Raw genomic sequence first — 21,084 nt, 5'->3', positions numbered from 1 at the left:
TTATCTATGTTTATACACGAACATTCGTGCGGTGATTTTTTAATTTGTTAATTCTCTTTTTAAAACTTGTAATTGATTCGCTATTGAAGCATTGTACTGTTTATCTCCCATTTTCAAGATAAATCCTCCTAAGATAGAAGCATCTACTAGATTTGAAATAACAATTTGTTTTCCAGGAGCTAAACTTTGAACTTTAGATAAAACTTTACTCTCTAAAGCGGCATCCATCGGAACAGCCGTAGTAACTACAACTCTCTCTATACCTTTCAAAGCTTCGTATTGCTCTTGAAACTGTAAAGCGATTACACCTAAGATTTCAAATCTATTGTTCGCTTTAAGCACTTTAAACAATTCTTTAGTACTTTGATCAACATTAGCGAATACTTCTAACAAAGCATTTAATTTAATCTCACCACTCACGATAGGATTAGTTAAAAACACTTTTAAGTCTTCACTTTGAGATACTGATTCAGAGATCAAGATCATATCGCTATTAATAGCCTCAGCATTTCCTTTTTGACCAGAAACTTCTAGCATTGCTTTTGCATATCTTGCAGCTGCTCTAGTGCTTACCATAATGATCCTTTTATTAGTTTAATTTAACTTCGTCTAACATCTTCTCAACCAATTTAGATTGAGCTTCAGTGTTAGCTAATTGTTCTTTTAATAATTTCTCAGCAATTTCAATAGAAATAGAAGAAACTTGAGTTTTTAACTCAACGATAGCACTCGCTCTTTCACTTTCGATAGCAGCTTTTGCTTGAGCAATCATTTTTGCTCCTACAGCTTCACCTTCAGTTTTAGCGTCAGCTAACATTTTTTCTTTAATCTCACGAGCTTCTTTAATTAAAGCATCACGCTCAGCACGAGCTTCTGCTAATAATTTCTCGTTATCAGCTTTTAAATTAGCCATTTCTCTTTTAGCATTTTCAGCAGCTGCTAATGCATCAGCGATACCCTCTTCACGAGCCTCTAAAGCATTTACAATTGGTTTCCATGCAAATTTTCCTAGGATGAATACAATCACCAATAAAATGATGAACTGCCAGAAAAATAATCCAAAACCGAAATCGTTAATTAATTTATCCATTATCTAAAATTATACTTTTTAATACCTATGTTGTTTAATTAAGAAGTTTATCTGCAACCAACCGTTACAGATAAACTCTTTTACTTGTCTTGGATTATTTACCTAAGATTAAAGCACCGAATGCTAAACCTTCCAATAAAGCTCCAATAATGATCATTGCAGTTTGGATTTTTCCAGCAGCTTCTGGTTGACGAGCGATAGCGTCCATTGCAGAAGATCCGATTTTTCCTAATCCGTAACCAGCTCCGATTACGATTAAACCTGCACCAATAATGTTTGGTAATGTCATAGTGATTGATTTATATTAATTAAACAAATTTTATTTTTATTCTAATTTAATTCTATTAATGATGAGCCTCATCATGTTCGTGCTCCGCTACAGCCATTCCGATAAACAATGAAGATAACATTGTAAAGATGAACGCTTGTAAGAACGCAACTAAGATCTCTAACACAACTAAGAACGTTGATAAGAAGAATCCTATCCCAACAGCTCCTGCAGTACCTAAAGCTTCTTTCATCACGAAAATAATAGCGATAAGACCAAATACTACTGAGTGACCTGCTGTAATGTTAGCGAATAAACGAACCATCAATGAGAATGGTTTAATTAATGCTCCTAATACTTCGATAGGTGCTAACATTAATTTCATTGGTGCTGGTACACCTGGCATCCAGAACATGTGCTTCCAATAATCCTTGTTAGCAGAGAACTGTGTAATTATGAATGTAAAGATTGCCAAACACGCAGTTACCGAAATACTTCCTGTAACGTTGAATCCTAGTGGTGTCAATCCTAATAAGTTCAATAAGAAAATTAAAAAGAATACTGACAGTAAGTATGGCATGAACTTCTTGTATTTATCTTTTCCGATATTTGGAATAGCCATTTCATCACGAACATAAAGTACCATTGGTTCTAAAGCTCTTGCAAAACCTTTTGGCAAGTTGTTCGGTCCTTTTTTGTATGTCTTAGCTAAGCTTAAGAACATAAGGAAGATTAATACTGTAGTAAATAATAATGATGCCACGTTTTTAGTGATAGAAAAATCTAATGGCTTCTCATTAGTAGGATGATGCTCAGCATCGTACTCGATAGTACCAGCTGCATCAGTTTTGTATATCTTACTGTGATATAACTTGTAGTGTTGCCCATCTTTTTCAACTACTTTATTCCCGTAGTCAAATTCTGATGACATAAATACCTTAAGACCATTGTCTATTAAAATAACTGGTAATGGAAATCCATAGTGTTTACCAGTAGCCTCGTCAGAGAAGAATATAAAAGAGTAATCATCTGCTAAGTGGTGCGTGATGTGATCTTGCACTTTTTCAGCTTGTGTTTTTTCACCTTCTACATGCTCTGTACCTTCTACAGCAGCGATTGTTTCTTCAATTGACTGCTCTGTTTCTTGAATAGATTCTTCAAGCTTCTGAGCATTACTTTGTGCGTACGAAAATACCGACGATGCTGTAAAAATTACAGCTGCTAATAAATTCAGTGATTTCTTCAGAGTCACCATACCTTAACTTCTTGAATATTTATGGTTCTTAAAATTTTGTGCAAAAGTACAATAAATCTTAGACTTTCATACTTTCTTGCGAAACTTTTTTTTATTATCTTTTTGTTAACTAACCTTCTTATTTAAAATACGATATGCAATAAAAGCATCTCCGCCAAGATAAATCAAGACTACTAACAGAAAATTATACTTAAATAGTTCATCTACATTATCGCTATCTAATCCTTCTCTCACAAATAGGTAACTAGCCAATAACCGAACTGTAATAAAGCCTAAAAACACATATCCTAAACTGTTAGGCATACTCGTTTTTATACCTTGCATAGCAAATAATATTCCTATAGAAAAAATAAATTCAAAGCCATAAAAACCCGCTAATGAATACCCTAATTCTACAAATGACTGACCAAAATCAGTATATGTAAAAAGTGCAAAATGAATTGCAAATATAACTGCTAAAACTCCAAAAAGCTTTAAACTTAAACTTACTGTTTCTTTATCCATTAATCTTTATTTAATTGATTTACTTGTTTTATAACTTGGTACAAAGCTAATCCTACTCCAATTAACGTACAAATTTTATTTGCTAATCCATCAACTAAATTATACTTATCGTCTAACCAAGTACCTAACAAGTGAAACAAGTAAATAGTTACCCCCATCTGAATAGGGATATTAATTAAACTTAACCAACGGTTTGGCCCTGAATTTTTTTTCACTTCTATTTATTTTCCTTTCTTACCAGAACTTTGCTCTCCGTTTCCTGCTATAGCCATATCGCATTTCACTTGAATCTTAGCCCCTGGTACTACAGAAAGTCTACCCACAATAAGGTCTCCTTTTACATCAGCAGTTTCTTTGATATGCAATAGGTCCTTTACTTTTAAGACTCCTTCTACTAAGCCTTCTATATCCGCATTCTCACACTCTACATTTCCTATAACCTGAGCTTGAGGTCCTACTACTACTCTACCTTTTACTTTTAGATTACCATGTAAGACACCATCTAAACGCAAATCTGTCACTGCTTCAATATCGCCTTTAATTATTGTAGCCTCAATAATTCTATTCGTTTTACCTAAGTGATCTATAGGCCCACCATTCTTTGTTTTTTGGAACATAATTTTTTACTTTTTTTTTCAACCTTATTCTGATGGAGTTATATATTTCTCCCAATTTTTCTTTATCTGGACGATAACGTAGTTATCAGTACTAATAGTGACAGCGTTACTATCCACACTTCTTGCTGCATACTCAGCATCCTCTCTAGTCTTAAATCCGTGTAACACAAAGAACTCTCCTACACCAATATACGGATCTTCAGAATACTTTATTCCCTTACTGCTATTAGCAGTCGCAAACTGTATAAATCTACGACTAATCAACTGGTTACTACTTGATTCCTTATCTTGAATCAATAATACTACTTTCCAATTATTAGAGTCTCCTACTGAGAACTCTCTACTTTCTAACATTGGGATAGTGGTTTTCAACAATTCCTCTGCTTCTCGCCCTTCACGTGAAGAGCTATATGTTAATGCCACAAAGTTCAAGGCCTCTTTATAAGCCTCTATTCCCTTCAATCGACCTATTACATGCGCTTTTAGCAATTCTAACTTACTTACATATCCATCATCATCGAATCGCTCTAAAGCGCGATCTATAGTTCGCAACGCATTGTTATAATCCGTCCCTTCCGCATATACCTTATACGCCTGAGCATAAATCTGCTCTGGTGATAAGTCATCTATTTTATCCCTAGACATATTCTGTAATAGCTTAGCGTATCTAGAATTAGGATACTGACCGATGATCCTATCCTTCATGGCTAATGCCCTTGTCATATCTATCTCTAAGTATATCTTATAGAGCTTATACATACTCGGTAGAATCAATCTCTCTGTAGGCTCAAAGGTCAATAACGATTCTAATCTTTGACTAGCCAAATCATATTTCTTAAATCTATCTGCATACATAGATCCCAGTTGGAAATAAGCAAAGTCTCTATCCTTCTTGATAGTAGCTATTTCTTTTTCATCAGTTGGAATCTTAGAAATATAGCTATTGATATCATACCTAGTATCGTTAAACTTTTCAGCACTATTATTTTGACCTGCATTCTGAGCCGCTTGTTCTTCTGCCACAGCATTATTCTGTGCCTCTTGTATATCACTAGCCCATCTCCAATTATCTACAGAAGGCCTATTCCCCCATTTTCTTCTAAACTCAGTCTTCCCAAAAGCAGCTGCTTGTGTTGAATAGAAATAAAAAGTAGAACTACCTCCTGTCTGCTGATTATTTGTACCTAAAGCAACATCGATAGCCTCTCCAAAAGTCGCCATATTAAAATAATTCTGATTGCCACCTTTTTGCTTTTTAAGTGTTGCCTGTAGCTTTCTAAAATCTTCTTTTCTTAGATCATCTACATATTTCTGAAAATAAGCAATACGCTGATCTTCACTCATCGCTACTAATCGAAGTACACTATCATTCACATGAGCGACTCTCTCGTATTTTACAACATCTCTTAATGCATCACGTCTCTTAGTGATTCTAAAGCGCTCCTTAGCCTTAGCAGGCATGATAGATAAGACACTGTCATAGTACTGACCTGCCAACGCATACCCAGCCTCATTAAAGTAAATCTCAGCTATACTCAAGTAGTTTTTAGACTTTAATTGCTTATCCCCTTTACTTAGCTTAACAGCTCTTTTTAGCGATTTTAATGCTTCTTTAGTGTTACCACTTCCTTCATAGAACAGCCCTACCTGACGATGTAATACATCTAGATACTCTCTGTTCTCTCTATCTCTAATTAGTTTTTTATACTTCTTTAAGAATGCTACCGAATCTTTAGCCTGAGTAGGCTTCAGCCCAAACTGCTGCGCATGAGACTGTATCACATAAGATCGAGGACTCTTTCGATTCATATCGATTACAATACCGAAAGCCTCATTCGCTTCCATCTCTTTACCTAACCTAGCATATAGCTGTCCTAAGATAAAAGTATATCTTGCATACTCTTCCTTATCCTTAGTGTGTTCTATAGCTATCTTTAAAGGGGGTATTGCAGAGGCATATTCCTCTATATTAATATAAGCTTGAGTAAGCGTAGCATTCGCATCTGCTACTTGCTGCTTCTTTAGTTTATCTTTTTTATCTCGAAGAAATTCATTTAAATTTTTAATCGCAATATCATCATAAGTAAGGCGCACATTAGATTTCTCACGCCAGATGATAGCATCATTTATTAAGCTCCCGTCCGGATACTTATACAAGATATAATTAAACGCTTCTAATGCAGGTACAAAACGGCCATCATAGTATCTAGCCTGTCCTAACATCAGATAAGCATCATCGATCTGGAAGTTGCGCTCACGCCCTTTTATGTACATAGAGTGCTTCTGTATAGCCTTAGCAGCCTTGTCCTCTGCTCGTCTAAATCCTACCTCTCCTTGCTCTTCTTCACCTGTAACATTAGCTCCATCTAATTGCACGTTTTCCAGAATAGACCCTTTTTTAGACTCTAGTGATCTACCTCTATCAAACTCACGTGTAGAATCTATCTTAATGTCTATACGCTCTACAGGTAGTATCTCCCAAAAGTCATCATAGTAATCCTTTTTTAAAGAGACTAAAGCCTCATCATACGCTAATTCTCCGTTATACAGAATATTATACCGAGTAGTCATCGCGTGATACCCCCTATTCAATAACTTATCTTTCTTTACAGAACAAGCCGCTCCTAAAAGAAGTAAAACTAAAAAAATCAGATATTTAAAACGAGTATTCAACACAATGAGCTTTACTTAAAAACTACAAATTCACTATTTTAGTATATAACAAAACGTAAAAATACATTACTTTTAGTAATACTTCTACAGTATTTTAAAAGTTTTTAAAGTTCTACAGAAACAAAACCTATAAAAGTAATTTACACTACTTATCGCAATATCTCAGTCAATTTATAACATCCTATAGAAATCTATCCTCATATCACTAAAACATTCACAAGATAAAATATTTTCTATTGTCCTACTTCTATGAAATATTAAGCAATAACTACAAACAAAAAACTCTAGCAAAATATATTCACTAGAGTTCTGCTAACTAACCAACTAAGCAATATTCTCTCTTTATGTTCGATTAATAGTGGGCTTGCTACAATAACATCAGAAGTACAACAAACACAACTATAAACAACAGAACAATAAAATATTTAAACAGCATCTTTAGAAATAAATACACCTGAATTCTATTTCTTATCCGCTCTTGTCACTAGACTAAAGACAGTTTTGTTTTGACCTACTAGGAGATTGCTTGAGGGTTTCTGGCACAGTTCTTCGAGAAAAGCACCTTCTAGGCAAGAAAACCTCGAGAAAACTCCTAGCAATCCCCTAAGAAGTGCAAGCGAAACGCTTTCTTCTCATTCATCAATACCGAAATCAAAGCTTGTCTACTGACTCTCCTATTTTTATTTTAACCTAATAATCACAATCTAAAGCAAGGTAATTATACCATAATGTATTAAGTCTATTTACTTATACTGAAACAAAGAAGAAGTCCACTCTATTATACCTGAAAAAACTCTTCTAATGCATCAAATGTGATATCCTGTGTCAGGACATCTTTCATGATTTGTCCCTTTTCTAAGGCGATTACTCTGTCAGATACCTCATAAGTATGTTGAAGATCATGACTAGATATAATAATCGTGATCTCTCTATCTTTCATTTTCTGTTTTACCAATTCTTTTAATCTCAACTGTGTAGTCGGATCTAGGTTAGCAAAAGGTTCATCTAAGATAACTAACTCTGGTTTTCCCATAAAAGCCGCTATAATACCCACCTTTTTCTGATTTCCCTTAGAGAAATCACGCAAATATTTACGTTGATTCAGTACTTCTCCATTGAAGAAACTTACATATTCATTTAAATAACTCTCTATATCTGTACGAGACATCCCTCTCAGTTCTCCAACAAAATAAAAATATTCTTCAGGTGTCAAATACCCGATTAAGAAAGAATCATCAAAGAATGATCCTGTATACTTTTTCCATTCCTCATTTTCACTAACTACATTCCCTTTATTAGAAATGCTCCCTTGAGTCGGTTTGATTAAATCTAACAGAAGGCTAAAAAAAGTTGTTTTACCTGCTCCATTATTCCCCACCAATCCAACACTTTGTCCTTTCGCTATTTCTAAACTAGGTATATTTAAAACAGTCTGTTGACCATAAGACTTCACTAAATTATTTACTACTATCATATTACTTAGATTTAAAAGCCTCTATTGTGCTATATTTTTCTTGTTTATAAATTTTCTCTATGTACTTAAATGCCAGATTTTGGAAGAACATTCCTATGATTCCTACTGAGGTTAGCAAGGTAAATCCTCCCCAAAAACCGTATACCCAGAACCCGATATAATAAATTAGAATAGGCAAAAAGAGCTTCGGTAGCGAGATCAGCATTACCCTTAGATTAAATGCATTCTTATCTGCAAACACATTCTTATTCGCAGTTAGATCTACAGGGCTTTTTAGATAAGCACCTCCCCATAATACTATATAACCATTGATACCAATATTAAACACACCATTAGCTATGATTAAATACACGAGATCCATACTCGTCCAGATATACAATACCGCCGCCAACATAGACACGCCAGTTCCCAATGCAATAATTAACCATTTAGACTTTAAATAATTCTTATACGTGATATTCTGAGTCATCATAAAAGAGTAATATGAAGAATCCCAACTAGGCACATACTGTCCAAACATCATCAAGAAACCACCTGAAACAAAGAAGGCAACGAAGATTAATATAAAGGTCGGATACCCTCCCATTTCTGTTGGGCGAAGTATAAAAAATCCGTAGAACATAAATAATACACTCATTAACACTGTAGTACGTGCTCGTTTATTTCTGGTGATTAGTCGTAAATCATTCTTAAGAAAAGAAGCATATGTCCCAAATCCATCTAACCATTTCATCTCACGTGTAGTCGCTACTTCTACCTTGACCTTTAGCAGATCATCCATATACATATTCTTAGCGTAGTAATGCACTGTCATCTTAATAGCTAACCATAACACTCCACCGTAGACTAATACTAATGCAGGATATTCATACACACTATACAACAAGTGCTGTGTGTATAAAGTGCTGTCAAATAATTGGTAATACTGAATCGCAGCTAATAAGCCAAATACGACTATAACAGCTATAAAAACAGATTTATAAGACTCTATCAGTATATTGACAAAGTGCATCGTACACACACATAAATAGACTGCTATCATCCAAGCGATTACTCCTAGAACAGAATATCCCTGTACAATACTAACTATCGCAAATGGAAGAATAAATAATAACTGAATAAAGTTAAACGCACTGATGAATGAGCTCCCTATATAGAAGTTCACGATCTTAATCTTTGGGAAGGGCAGTACTAGCAACGGCTTTATACTGGCTGTCGGCAACTTCTGAAGTGTAAACCTCATAAACATCTCCATCACCATATAATACATCCAAAATCTACTAACTACCTGTATAGGTGATCCCATACCTAGATTCATATCTTCAATAATAAAGAATCCGCTCATCCCCATTAACAAAAACAGTAAACCAAAATACACTATCGCTATCCATTTAAAGACAACCAATATTGTATTCATGGTCTTATCATTGCTTCGAGACAATCTTTTCTTTTCTAGAAAAACAAACAACTTACGCATTGCTATAAATATTTATTATAACAATTAGTACTTTATTTAAGTGATTTGTTACAACTAAAATAGCATTATTTTAAATTATTTACTTTATCACTAAAATCAAGACAAATACACCCCTACACAAAACATATAATTAACCTAAAAATTAACATTCAACAAATGATATATACTACAATATCAAACCAAGTTTACCTCTGTTTAATCACTACCATATTTAGGACAAAATCGTTTATCTTTGCCTAAAATTTTAATACAATGAAAAAAGACATCGAGATTCCAGTAGTAAAAGATATCGAGATTGCGATTATAAAAGAATACAATGAAGAGTTCTTAGCAGACTCATGGTATGCATATCTATTCAACAATTCAGATCAAGAAATGGAAGCTATACTTGTAGTATCCCAAGCGATAGGTGAGATAGATGGTGAAGTAAGAGGTACTGGAGTATTTAGACATGCCTTCAAATCACTTGCTCCAAAAGAAAATGTAAAAATAGAATTGTTAGATGAGTCGGTTTTTAAACTAAGTAATTCATTTATGCTTACTTTCTTCCAAGGAGGTAAATTATATGATAAGACATATACCTTCATTCAGGACTCTCTAGGAGACGCACACCTACAGACATTGCCATTTACTACTAAAAAGGGAATATTAGTAAAATAATTTAATCCCTTATCTCTCAATACCTTAATTTATAATCAATCCAAATGTTAGTTTGCTTAATTTGGTAAGCAGAACTTAAAATAGATAATTATGAAAATAAAAAATGTATTGAGCATATTAAGCTGTTTAGGTGTATTAGTAACATTATTTGCATTTAGCTCATCGACTCTTATAACAGAAAGTAAAGCAGGAGATACAGAATGGAAAAACTTAAAGGTATTGCCTAAAGATATTTCTAATGACAGCCTGAAAGGACTAATGAGAGGTTATAATGATGCTTTAGGAGTGAAATGTGGATACTGTCACACTACAATAGAAGGAACAGACAAATTGGATTTCGCTGCAGATTCAAAAAAAGAAAAAGAGTTCGCAAGACACATGATCACAATGACTCAAAAGATCAATGCAGAGAACTTTAATTGGCAAAATCACCCGAAACCTGAAACAATAGATGTAGTATCATGTGCTATGTGTCATAGAGGTACTGCTAAACCTTCAGAATCTCTTAAGCTATAGACTATTCAATAGATTACAATATAGAAAAAGCCCTTCTAGTGTACTAGAAGGGCTTTTTCATAATATATTATTATTAATTTATTGATTCTTTTTTAGGAGGAAACATAAATGAAGCTACAACTGATAGGACTAATACCCCTCCAATAATACTTAATGATACTAATGACTCTACATGGTAGAATGGAGATACTATCATCTTGATTCCAATAAAAGATAAAATAATTGCTAAACCATACTTTAACTTAGAGAATCTATCCATGAAGTTAGCTAACAAGAAGTACAGTGATCTCAATCCTAAAATTGCAAAGATATTAGAGGTATATAAGATAAATGGATCATCTGGTGCGATAGCAAAAATAGCTGGTATACTATCTACTGCAAAAATCACGTCTGTAAACTCTATCACCATTAATGCTACGAATAATGGTGTTACCATACGTACTCCATTTTTTACAGTAAAGAACTTCTCTCCATCATACTCATCACTTACCTTAAAGAACTTATGCACCATACGTACAGCAAAATTCTTAGACAAGTCTTCATTCTCATCGTGTTCCTCTTTAGCAAACCAAGACTTAATACCCGAAATCAATAAGAAGACACCAAATATGGTCAATACTACATTAATCTCCACAGTTCTACCGAATAATTCCATTGCAGGTAGATAAGTATGATTAATAATCTCTACACCAGCAAATATAAAGATCGCTCTAAAGACTAATGCTCCTAAAATACCCCAGAATAACACTCTGTGGTGTAATTCTTTTGGAACCTTAAAGAAGGTAAATACCAATATAAATACAAATAAATTATCTACTGATAATGCTTTCTCTATCCAATAAGCTGATTGAAACCTTGCAAAGTTTTCAAAGTCTAGGTAATAATAAATTACTCCACTAAAGCACATCGCCAGACCTACCCAAACGGCCGTCCAAATAAGCGCTTCTTTTGTTGATACAGTGTGACTGTGTTTATTGAATACTCCTAAGTCTAAAAGTAGCATAATAATAACGACTACTCCAAATACCCCTAATAATACAGGGTGATTGATTAAATGATCCATCTTTTAATTTTTTACTCGACAAAACTAAATGGAATAATCTCCCCCAAGAGAATACACCATAACTAATAGTAAATCAACAAATTACAAACAAACTTTCGAATATCAAAAATACAACTAAAAAAAATAACTTATTGAAAAACAATAAGTTATTTTAATTTTTTAGAATAAAACCTAAACACGGCTAAATCTATATTTTTTTTAATCTAATTTCTCAGTAAGTTTTCTGAATACCTTTTTAGGATCTTTTCCATTGTATAAGATATCATATACCGCATTGATTATCGGAGTCTTAGCACCATATTGCTTATTTAGTTCATAAGCACTTTTGGAAGCATAGTACCCTTCTGCGATCATATTCATCTCCATTTGAGCTGACTTTACAGTATATCCCTTACCTATCATATTACCAAACATACGGTTACGAGAAAACAGAGAATATCCTGTTACTAATAAATCTCCTAAATAGGCAGAGTTATTAATATTACGTTTCATCCTATGCACTTTCTTAATGAATTTTTTCATCTCACGGATAGCATTACTCATCAGTAGAGCTTGAAAGTTATCTCCATAGCCAAGACCGTGAGCGATACCACATGCTACAGCATAAATATTCTTTAATACTGCTGCATACTCTGTACCGATAATATCATCTGTTGTTTTCGCTTTAATATAATGACTGCTTACACAGTTAGATATTGTCTTAGCATACTCTTCAGTCTGACAAGCAATCGTTAAATAAGATAGTCGTTCTAATGCCACCTCTTCAGCATGACATGGTCCAGTGATTACTGCAATGTTCTCGTATGGTACATTATAAGTTTGATGGAAGTGCTCTCCTACGATAAGACTCGTCTCAGGGATAATCCCTTTAATCGCAGAGACGATAACTTTCCCTTCTAAACTAACATGTAGTCTACTCATCTCCTGTGACAAGAACGCAGACGGAATAGCAAAGATTACATAATCCGCATAAGATATTGCCTTGTTTATATCATTCGTCAATCTTAATTGCTCTACATCAAATTCTACAGAACTAAGATAATTAGGATTGTGATAATTAACTTTTATCTCTTCTAATGCAGATTCGTTACGCATATACCAAGCAATCTCAGTTAGGTTTTCGCTCAACATTTTTACTATAGCAGTAGCCCAGCTCCCACCACCTATAACTGCAATTTTCGGATATTCATTCATACACTAAATTTATTAGTTGGTCAAAAGTAAGTAAAAAACACATTGCAAACAATTAGAACAACAATAGCTTAAGCTGAAAAAACACATCATTTATTCAATAAATATTGAAATAAATCTAACTTTAACTCAGAAACAAGCTGATAAAAAACACTTTTATTTGCATATTCTCATTTTAGTTTAATTAAAAACAAAGCATATACCTTCTCATTCCGTGACCAATTTTAGATTAAATTAACAGTATATAAGATATACTGCTAAATATGCTTCCCATTAAACATAAAAAAGAAAAGCACATTCACCATTGCAGTAAATATGCTTCTCTATAGAATTATAAACTTAGTTTGACTATTTCTCTTACTTTGTCAATTGTTATATTTTTCTTTTCTCCCATTGCTAGCCATCCCCTTTCATTAAATCGTTCAGCAATCCACTCTACCGCCTTCTCTCCATCTTCAGTATAATCACTCAATTTAGTAGCAACTCCTAGAGAATGAAAGAACATTACCATACGCTCTATAGCCAGTCTAGCTACCTTATCATCACTACCCTCTAGAGTAAATACTCGCTTACCTAATTGAGCTAATTTCTCTTTCTTCGTTTCGAACATCACACTATATAGATTAGGGCCTATAATAGCTAATGTACGACCGTGATCTATACCATATAATACAGTCAACTCATGACCAATGGCATGTGTCACCCAATCTTCTTTCACTCCTTTCGATATTAACCCATTTAGAGCCATCGTACAGCACCACATATAGTTCATCGCTGCATCATAATCAGTAGGATCCTTTAATATCTTAGGAGCTACTTCTATTAAGGTCTGTAGGATACTCTCCGCAAACCTATCTTGTAAAGGTGCTCCTTGAGGGAACGTAAGGTACTGCTCTAATACATGGACGAAAGCATCTGTTATACCATTAGCAATCTGCTTCTCTGGCAAAGAAGCAATCACAGTAGGATCACATACAGAAAACACAGGGTACAATACCTCTCCTGAGAATGATAACTTCTCTTGTGTAGCCTCTATCGTTACCACCGCGCCACAGTTCATCTCACTACCTGTAGCAGGCAATGTCAGTATTGCACCATAAGGCATAGCCTTCCAGTTTACATTTAGTTTTTTCTGAATAATATCTATAGCCTCTCCTTCAAAGTGCACAGCTGCAGAGATAAACTTAACTCCATCTATTACACTTCCTCCTCCTACACCTAAGATAAAGTCAACCTTTTCTTTCTTAATCAAATCAACAGCTTTCACTAATGTCTCATATCGAGGATTAGGTTCTACTCCCGAAAACTCAACTACTTCATACCCTAATAAAGCTTTTATCACTTGGTCATAAACACCATTCTTCTTAATACTTCCTCCACCGTATACTACCAGTACTTTATTTTTTTTATCGATTAGATTAGCAATCTCTTCTATCTGTCCTTTACCGTACAATAAACGAGTAGGGTTATATAATTCAAAATTCAACATAACTACTTTCTTTTTATCTTATAAAATTAAAAAAAGGAATGCAATTGCATTCCTTTTATAGTATTAAATTCTATTTAATTATTTCTTATAAAACAAGTTGTGGTCTATATACTTCCACACTTCTTTATCGAGCAGAGGCATAATATTCTTCCCCTCTTTAATAGAGTCTCTAATAAACGTAGCGGATATCTCCATAATTGGAGCATTCTCTACTAGGTGTATATTAGGGTGAGCTAGAAGAGGATTAGCCTCCTCTTTACCACTAAATATACGAGGATATACATAGATAGGATAACGCTCTAATAGTACCTCATAATTCTTCCACTTAGGCAGACTATCTAGATTGTCTTGTCCCATTAATAAACTAAACTCATGTTTAGGATAGCGCTCATGTAGATGCGCCATCGTATTCACGGTATAATTAGGTTGTGGCAAATTAAACTCTACGTCAGAAGGCTTGATATAATCATAATCAGCCGTAGCCAAATTAACCATATGTATCCTATGAAAATCCTCTAATAGACCTTTCTTTTTCTTTAAAGGACTATGAGGAGTTACCACCATCCATACTTCATCTAGGTCAGTGTACTGCACCATATGGTTAGCAATAACTAAATGACCGATATGAATAGGATTAAATGTTCCAAAATACAATCCTACCTTCATACTTATCTTCTTACTTTATAAAGTTCTTTACTAACTCTACAGCCTCATTCTTCGCTGTATCTAAGTCGTAATTCTTAATAATCATATCAAACTGAGGAGCTGTAGCTAATTCTACTGAAGCTTTTGCAATACGCATATTGATCTTATCTTCACTCTCTGTAGAACGTTTCTTAAGACGAATCTTTAATTCATCGATACTAGGTGGCTTCACAAATACAGCTAAAGTCTCATCAGGGAACTTACGCTTAATACGAAGACCTCCTGCTACATCGATATCGAATATTACATTCTTACCTTCTGCCCACAGACGCTCTACTTCACTACTAAGTGTACCATAGAAGTTATCTCTATATACCTCTTCCCATTCTAAGAACTTCTCCCCTTTTATGTTTTGTTTAAACTCTTCAAGAGAAATAAAATAGTAATCTTTACCATTCACCTCTTCACCTCTTGGTTCACGAGATGTACAAGAGATAGAGAACGCTAGGTTCAAATCTTCTTGTTCTAATAAATGTCTTACTATTGTAGTTTTACCTGAACCAGATGGAGCAGAGAAAACGATTAATTTACCTCTTTGCATAATAATATTCTGTCGTGTTGTATATATAACCTAAAGTACGTTTAGTACTTGCTCTTTTATCTTCTCTAATTCATCCTTCATCTTTACCACTATTTTCTGCATCTCAGCGTGGTTAGATTTAGATCCCATAGTATTAATCTCACGTCCCATCTCTTGACCGATAAACCCAAGTTTACGACCATTAGCCTCAGCTCCTTCAAGTGTTTCGATAAAGTAATCCAAGTGTTTGCTCAGACGTACTTTCTCCTCTGTGATATCCATCTTCTCTAGATAGTAGATCACCTCTTGCTCATATCTATTCTCATCGATATTTAACTGAAGTTCTACTAAGTTCGTACGCAATCTTTCTTTTACAGTCACGATACGCTCTTTGTCTAATACAGATACCTCATCCATATACTTACGGATGTTACCGATACGCAGTCTGAAGTCTTGCTCTAATGAAGCTCCTTCACTAGCTCGGAATTCCTTCATATTAGCGATAGCATCAGTGATAACCTTTTCTATCTCTTTCCACTCATTCTCGTCTAATTCAGCACGCTCTACTTTTAATGCATCAGGCATACGTACAGCCATTTTCATAAGCTCTGTAGCATCTGCATCAGGGATAATCTCCTTCATTTGATCAATATATGCCATCACGATAGGGCCATTAATCTTATTAGAAGTTTCTTCTGCTGTAATCTCACTATATAATGAGAAGTCTACTTTACCACGCTCTAATTCTTGTGCTATAAGATTACGAAGAGGTAGTTCTTTCTCTCTATACATCAAAGGCAATCTAACATTTAGATCTAAGCTTTTGCTATTAAGCGATTTTACTTCTACTGTGATTTTCTTTGTTGGTAATTGCAAACATGCCTTACCAAATCCTGTCATCGATTGTATCATATATTAAAAAATAATAGCTACAAAGGTAACAAAATCATTACTAACTGACTTATAAATAGCACAAAATACTGTCTATAAGATTACAGATTATCGCTAAGTCAATATATTGGTGATAATACACCTGTTTATCATCTATAACTTCAAATAAAAGGTATTATAGTAGTAAACACATTCATAACCAAAACAATAAAAACAAGTTATATATACATAAAAAAAGAGAGCCATATAGCTCTCTTTTGTGTTTTATACTCCTATTATTTGTTCGTTCCATCACCTAGAATAGGAGATAACCAAAACAACCATAACTATGAACTATGCCTTCTAAGTCCTTATTTAGACCACCACAATCTACAAAGTCAGCAATAGTAAAAGTCGCGATGAAACTATGTGAATTAAATTTTTTACTAAAACAACCTAACCTTAACTCTTCTGTTTTAATTTAACCCCCAAACACTTAAAACTTTTTCTTTTCTTTTTTATAAAGGAATTAATAGCAATTCTTCCCTTTCGTCTTCGATATTAAGACAACAGGCATCGCATTTGGTCACATCAAAAAAAGAATATTTTTTTAAAAAAGAATACAAACAACACACAAACAGGTAGTTACATGTGTTAAAAATATACCTAAAACACTAAAAACCCTATTTATATAGAAGTCAATCAGGAATAAAACAGTTCTTAAACTACTTTATTAAGCTATAACATAATTGTACTAATCCTGATTCAAAAGACCTTGTATCCTCTAACTGTAACTTAGACTCTGGTATCCCAATATCGAATAGTCTAGTACCATTACCTAACAACACTGGGATCACAGAGATTACGATCTTATTTATAAGACCATCCTTCAGTAATCTGTTAACTAACAGTGCTCCTCCATCGCAGAATATATCCTTGCCCTCTTGTGATTTCAGTTTAGATACTAATTCCTTCAAATCACCATTATAAAAAGTCACATTACCTTCTGTAGGTAAATTTTGTCTAGTCATTACATACGTCTCTTTATCCGCATGATGAAACCCATGTCCTTGACTTACTACCCAGTCATACGTACGTTTACCGATCAAGACTGTATCTATAGTTTCTACAAAAGCGGCATAACCATAATCTTCTCCTTCTCGCTGTACAGCATCCAAGAAACTCAAATCATCCCCTGCTTTTGCGATAAAACCATCCAAACTACTCGAAATGTATAATACTACCTGTCTCATATATCTTTGATCTTAAAACACAAAATTGCAAACTTTTATCCTTTCCTAAACAAAAAATTACCTCAGCAGGTAAAAAACTTACCTGAAACGTTTATATAATTTATTAAACTTCAGTTACAAAAAAAAGAGCCAGCATATGCTGACTCTTTTCTTTACTATTTATTTTTTACTTGTTCGATAGCAGCCTCTACTACTTTCTTACTATTCCCAACGTAAATGTTACCGTCGATAAACATTACTGGGCGATTTAGAAAAGTGTATTGCTCTAGAATAAGTTTTTTAAAATCATCTTCCTGAAGATTCTTGTCTTTTAATCCTTCGCTTTTGTACAGTTGAGCACGCTTATTGAATAGCTTTTCATAACTACCCACTTGCTTATACATCTCTTCTAACTGTGACTCTGTTACAGGATTCTTCTTGATCTCTTGTAGTTCAAACGTATCTAATTCAGGCATTTCAGCCATAATACGCTTACATGTCGTACAAGTACTTAAATAATATATCTTTCTCATATTATACATCTTTTACGGTAATGATATGTACTGGACAAACTTTCTCTGCTTGTTCACATGCCTCTAAAATAGTGTAATCTGGCGACTTAAGCGTATGAAATCCCTTATTATTCACAGATTTCAATAAGACAGTCTTTCCGTCTTTCTTAGACATCTGAAACTGCTGAGGAGCAACCTCAACACAATAATTACATCCGATACACTTATCGCGTTGTAGCGTAACTATGACCATTATGCCTCTACTATTTTATACAGCTTATCAGATAAGCGAATTCTAAACGGAATCTTGATTGTACAGTCATCTCCTTTAGTCGCTTTCTCTACCTTCTGCTCATTGACGAATAGTTCATCTACGATCAACTCTTGTGCTCCCGTACTCGGTCCTGTAATCAAAATCTTATCACCAATCTTGATATCATAAGCTTCAATTTTAAACTCTCCGATAGACGCTTTTTGGAAATAGTGAGCCGCTTTACCTACATACACTTTTTTCTGAGTGGCATTACTACCTGGGTTGTCACTCCATTCTCCTAATTTCTGTCCTAAGTAATATCCACTCCAGAATCCACGATTATACACCGTTTCTAAAGCTTTCATCCACTCTGCTACTTTCTCTTGAGAGTAAGTACCATCAGCGATAGCATCGATAGCCTCACGGTAGGTACGAATCACAGTTGCTACATACTCAGGAGCTCTACCTCTACCCTCTATCTTCAGCACCTTAGTACCTGCATCGATCACTTGATCTAAGAAATCTAAGGTACATAAGTCCTTAGGAGACATCATATACTCATTGTCTATCTCGATCTCAAAACCACTCTCTTGGTCTATTACCGTGTATTTCTTACGACAGTTTTGTTTACATGCTCCTCTGTTTGCAGAAGAGTTATGCGAGTGAAGGCTTAAATAGCACTTCCCTGATACAGCCATACACAAAGCTCCATGACCGAAGATCTCTATCTCTACCAAATTACCAGAAGGCCCTTTCACCTGTTCTCTTTCGATAGCTTCAGTGATCTTTTTTACTTGTCGCAAACTCAGCTCACGAGATAACACGATCGTATCAGCGAATAAGCTATAGAACTTAACAGTCTCAATGTTGGTCACATTTAGTTGAGTAGAGATATGTACTTCTAACCCGATCGCTCTTGCAGATGCGATCACTGCCTGGTCAGACGCGATCACTGCTGTAAGCCCTGCCTCTTTTGCCTTATTCAATAAAGTCTTAACCACAGATAAGTCGTGGTCATAAACGATAGTGTTTAATGTCAAATAAGTACGTACATTCTTCTCTTTACATCTTCTCGCAATCTCTTCTAAATCATCAATAGAAAAGTTCACCGTAGAACGCGCACGCATATTTAACTGGTCTACTCCGAAATACACTGAGTCTGCACCGTTATCTAATGCGGCCTGTAAAGACTCGAAGTTACCTGCAGGAGCCATAAGCTCTACTCTTCCTGAAACTGTCATATTCTTTATGCTTAATCTATTATTTTATACAATTGGTCGTTTTTACGAATACGGAAACCTAATTCCATAGTCATCTTATCTCCATTATTAGCCGTACTAACTTCCGCTCCATTTACCATCATCTTCTCTATAGTTAGTCTCTCATCACCTGTAGTAGGCCCTACGATAGCTACTTTATCTCCAACATTTAACTCCTTGTCAACAATAAACTGCCCTACACTTGCTTTAGTAAAGTAGTGTTGAGCTGTACCAATAAGCACTTTTCGCTCTGCTTGTTTCTTGCGGATTTGTGTTACTGCACTTACTTTCACTGCCTTCACTTCATCCGTAGCTTTGCGTTCTTTCTGGAACTTTAATGCCTCCGAACGCCCTTTCTTGAATACTAAGTTTCCTTTTTGTACTCCTTGACGTAAGCGTTTTTGTTCATCCACTGGTAACTGAATGATATCTAAACACTCATCAGAACAGCATCCATGCATCTGCTCAGCACACTCATCACACTGAATAAACAGCAAGTGACATGCCTCGTTAGCACAGTTTACGTGAGTATCACATGGTTTACCACACTGGTGGCAGTTAGAGATAATATCGTCTGTGATACGCTCTCCAAGACGGTGGTCAAACACGAAGTTCTTTCCAATGAACTTACTCTCTAATCCTTCTGCCTTTACCTGACGAGTGTATTCTATAATACCACCTTCTAATTGGTAAACATTCTTAAACCCGTTGTGTTTAAAGTAAGCGGATGCTTTCTCACAGCGGATACCTCCTGTACAGTACATCAGTAGGTTTTTCTCCTCTTTGATGTCTTCTAATTGGTCTTTAATGATTGGTAGTGATTCACGGAATGTGTCCACGTCTGGAGTGATCGCTCCTACGAAGTGCCCTACTTCACTCTCATAGTGGTTTCTAAAGTCCACTACTACCGTATTCGGGTCTTCTAATAACTCGTTGAATTCTTTTGCCTTTAAGTGAATTCCCTTATTCGTCACATCGAATGTATCATCGTTCAATCCGTCTGCTACGATCTTGTGTCTAACCTTTACTGTTAGCTTTAAGAATGATAAGTCATCTTGCTCTACAGCTACATTTAGGCGAATACCTTTCATAAAGTCGTATTGCTCTAAAGTCTCTCTAAATGCATCAAACTTAGATGCAGGTACAGACATCTGAGCATTGATCCCCTCATGAGCTACATAAGTACGTCCTAAAGCGTCTAATGCATCCCAAGCCAGGAATAAGTCATCTCTAAATTGTTGTGGGTTTTCTATTTTGGCGTACGCATAGAAAGATAAAGTCAAACGGTTCTCTCCCGCCTGCTCGATAAGTTCTGCTCTTTCCTCTGCGCTTAATGTGTTATACAGTTGCATGCTATATACTTTTAAGTGTAGATTATATATGTTTGAAATCCTAAATGGAAGAATTTCGGTGCAAAGATACTATTTAGATTTAAAAATGAGAATTGAACCTTATA

General features: G+C 34.8%; 23 protein-coding genes. 2 read left to right on the top strand and 21 right to left on the bottom strand.

The features are described 5' to 3' along the window. Window positions 1-39 precede the first annotated feature (39 nt). From atpH to E0Z07_RS05545, 10 genes are all read right to left on the bottom strand, one after another. A complete protein-coding gene (gene atpH, locus E0Z07_RS05590) occupies window positions 40-576 on the bottom strand; it encodes an ATP synthase F1 subunit delta (RefSeq protein WP_131540419.1) in 537 nt (178 codons plus the stop codon). A 13-nt stretch (window positions 577-589) separates the two neighbouring features. Continuing rightward, window positions 590-1,090, bottom strand: coding sequence for a F0F1 ATP synthase subunit B (locus E0Z07_RS05585; RefSeq protein ID WP_131540418.1), 501 nt, complete (start codon window positions 1,088-1,090; stop codon window positions 590-592). A gap of 94 nt (window positions 1,091-1,184) precedes the next feature. Then, a complete protein-coding gene (gene atpE / locus E0Z07_RS05580) occupies window positions 1,185-1,379 on the bottom strand; it encodes an ATP synthase F0 subunit C (RefSeq protein WP_006257837.1) in 195 nt (64 codons plus the stop codon). A 55-nt stretch (window positions 1,380-1,434) separates the two neighbouring features. Continuing rightward, window positions 1,435-2,613 carry a F0F1 ATP synthase subunit A gene (atpB, locus tag E0Z07_RS05575; RefSeq protein ID WP_006262511.1) on the bottom strand — a complete coding sequence of 393 codons (1,179 nt, stop codon included), beginning with the start codon at window positions 2,611-2,613 and terminating at the stop codon, window positions 1,435-1,437. 105 nt (window positions 2,614-2,718) lie between these two features. After that, window positions 2,719-3,117, bottom strand: a complete 399-nt coding sequence (locus E0Z07_RS05570) for a hypothetical protein (protein WP_131540417.1) — start codon at window positions 3,115-3,117, stop codon at window positions 2,719-2,721. Further along, window positions 3,117-3,332, bottom strand: coding sequence for an AtpZ/AtpI family protein (locus E0Z07_RS05565; RefSeq protein ID WP_006257840.1), 216 nt, complete (start codon window positions 3,330-3,332; stop codon window positions 3,117-3,119). The genes E0Z07_RS05570 and E0Z07_RS05565 overlap by 1 nt, the downstream gene beginning before the upstream one ends. Before the next feature lie 6 nt (window positions 3,333-3,338). Beyond that, complete coding sequence (locus E0Z07_RS05560) at window positions 3,339-3,734, bottom strand: bactofilin family protein (protein WP_131540416.1); 396 nt, start codon at window positions 3,732-3,734, stop codon at window positions 3,339-3,341. A 24-nt stretch (window positions 3,735-3,758) separates the two neighbouring features. Further along, window positions 3,759-6,410 (bottom strand): type IX secretion system periplasmic lipoprotein PorW/SprE, encoded by a 2,652-nt coding sequence (porW, locus tag E0Z07_RS05555; protein WP_131540415.1) that lies wholly within the window; start codon window positions 6,408-6,410, stop codon window positions 3,759-3,761. A 775-nt stretch (window positions 6,411-7,185) separates the two neighbouring features. Next, a complete protein-coding gene (locus E0Z07_RS05550; RefSeq protein ID WP_131540414.1) occupies window positions 7,186-7,881 on the bottom strand; it encodes an ABC transporter ATP-binding protein in 696 nt (231 codons plus the stop codon). 1 nt (window position 7,882) lies between these two features. Next, on the bottom strand, window positions 7,883-9,358 hold the full coding sequence (locus E0Z07_RS05545) for a DUF5687 family protein (RefSeq protein WP_131540413.1): 1,476 nt from the start codon (window positions 9,356-9,358) through the stop codon (window positions 7,883-7,885). 252 nt (window positions 9,359-9,610) lie between these two features. On the opposite strand from E0Z07_RS05545, the gene E0Z07_RS05540 reads away from it, so the two are divergent. Further along, window positions 9,611-10,018 carry a hypothetical protein gene (locus E0Z07_RS05540; RefSeq protein WP_131540412.1) on the top strand — a complete coding sequence of 136 codons (408 nt, stop codon included), beginning with the start codon at window positions 9,611-9,613 and terminating at the stop codon, window positions 10,016-10,018. Between the two features lie 90 nt (window positions 10,019-10,108). After that, entirely contained in the window at window positions 10,109-10,534 is a 426-nt protein-coding gene (locus E0Z07_RS05535; protein ID WP_131540411.1) for a c-type cytochrome, read from the top strand. Window positions 10,535-10,607: 73 nt separating this feature from the next. Here the strand turns inward: E0Z07_RS05535 and E0Z07_RS05530 are convergent, their stop codons facing one another. The 11 genes from E0Z07_RS05530 to trhO all read right to left on the bottom strand — a co-directional run bounded on the left by E0Z07_RS05530 (window position 10,608) and on the right by trhO (window position 20,980). After that, entirely contained in the window at window positions 10,608-11,597 is a 990-nt protein-coding gene (locus E0Z07_RS05530; RefSeq protein WP_131540410.1) for a TerC family protein, read from the bottom strand. 198 nt (window positions 11,598-11,795) lie between these two features. Beyond that, on the bottom strand, window positions 11,796-12,791 hold the full coding sequence (locus E0Z07_RS05525) for an NAD(P)H-dependent glycerol-3-phosphate dehydrogenase (RefSeq protein WP_006257848.1): 996 nt from the start codon (window positions 12,789-12,791) through the stop codon (window positions 11,796-11,798). Window positions 12,792-13,119: 328 nt separating this feature from the next. Continuing rightward, a complete protein-coding gene (locus E0Z07_RS05520; protein ID WP_131540409.1) occupies window positions 13,120-14,277 on the bottom strand; it encodes an iron-containing alcohol dehydrogenase in 1,158 nt (385 codons plus the stop codon). Window positions 14,278-14,355: 78 nt separating this feature from the next. Next, window positions 14,356-14,943 (bottom strand): nicotinate (nicotinamide) nucleotide adenylyltransferase, encoded by a 588-nt coding sequence (gene nadD / locus E0Z07_RS05515; protein ID WP_006266056.1) that lies wholly within the window; start codon window positions 14,941-14,943, stop codon window positions 14,356-14,358. Between the two features lie 10 nt (window positions 14,944-14,953). After that, window positions 14,954-15,523: a guanylate kinase gene (gene gmk, locus E0Z07_RS05510; RefSeq protein ID WP_006257851.1), complete on the bottom strand. Its 570-nt coding sequence runs from the start codon at window positions 15,521-15,523 to the stop codon at window positions 14,954-14,956. A gap of 30 nt (window positions 15,524-15,553) precedes the next feature. Then, entirely contained in the window at window positions 15,554-16,402 is an 849-nt protein-coding gene (locus E0Z07_RS05505; protein ID WP_082027811.1) for a YicC/YloC family endoribonuclease, read from the bottom strand. 695 nt (window positions 16,403-17,097) lie between these two features. Further along, on the bottom strand, window positions 17,098-17,625 hold the full coding sequence (locus E0Z07_RS05500) for a dihydrofolate reductase family protein (protein WP_131540408.1): 528 nt from the start codon (window positions 17,623-17,625) through the stop codon (window positions 17,098-17,100). 155 nt (window positions 17,626-17,780) lie between these two features. Beyond that, window positions 17,781-18,137 carry an arsenate reductase family protein gene (locus tag E0Z07_RS05495; RefSeq protein WP_006257854.1) on the bottom strand — a complete coding sequence of 119 codons (357 nt, stop codon included), beginning with the start codon at window positions 18,135-18,137 and terminating at the stop codon, window positions 17,781-17,783. A 1-nt stretch (window position 18,138) separates the two neighbouring features. Further along, entirely contained in the window at window positions 18,139-18,369 is a 231-nt protein-coding gene (locus E0Z07_RS05490; RefSeq protein WP_006257855.1) for a ferredoxin, read from the bottom strand. Further along, complete coding sequence (locus E0Z07_RS05485; protein WP_131540407.1) at window positions 18,369-19,610, bottom strand: peptidase U32 family protein; 1,242 nt, start codon at window positions 19,608-19,610, stop codon at window positions 18,369-18,371. Before E0Z07_RS05485 ends, E0Z07_RS05490 begins: the two co-directional genes overlap by 1 nt. 11 nt (window positions 19,611-19,621) lie before the next feature. After that, on the bottom strand, window positions 19,622-20,980 hold the full coding sequence (trhO, locus tag E0Z07_RS05480) for an oxygen-dependent tRNA uridine(34) hydroxylase TrhO (RefSeq protein ID WP_131540406.1): 1,359 nt from the start codon (window positions 20,978-20,980) through the stop codon (window positions 19,622-19,624). Window positions 20,981-21,084 lie beyond the last annotated feature (104 nt).

This window comes from Myroides odoratimimus (genome assembly GCF_004337635.1).
In the GTDB taxonomy this organism is placed as follows: domain Bacteria; phylum Bacteroidota; class Bacteroidia; order Flavobacteriales; family Flavobacteriaceae; genus Flavobacterium; species Flavobacterium odoratimimum.
This window is presented reverse-complemented; position numbering and strand designations above follow the sequence as displayed.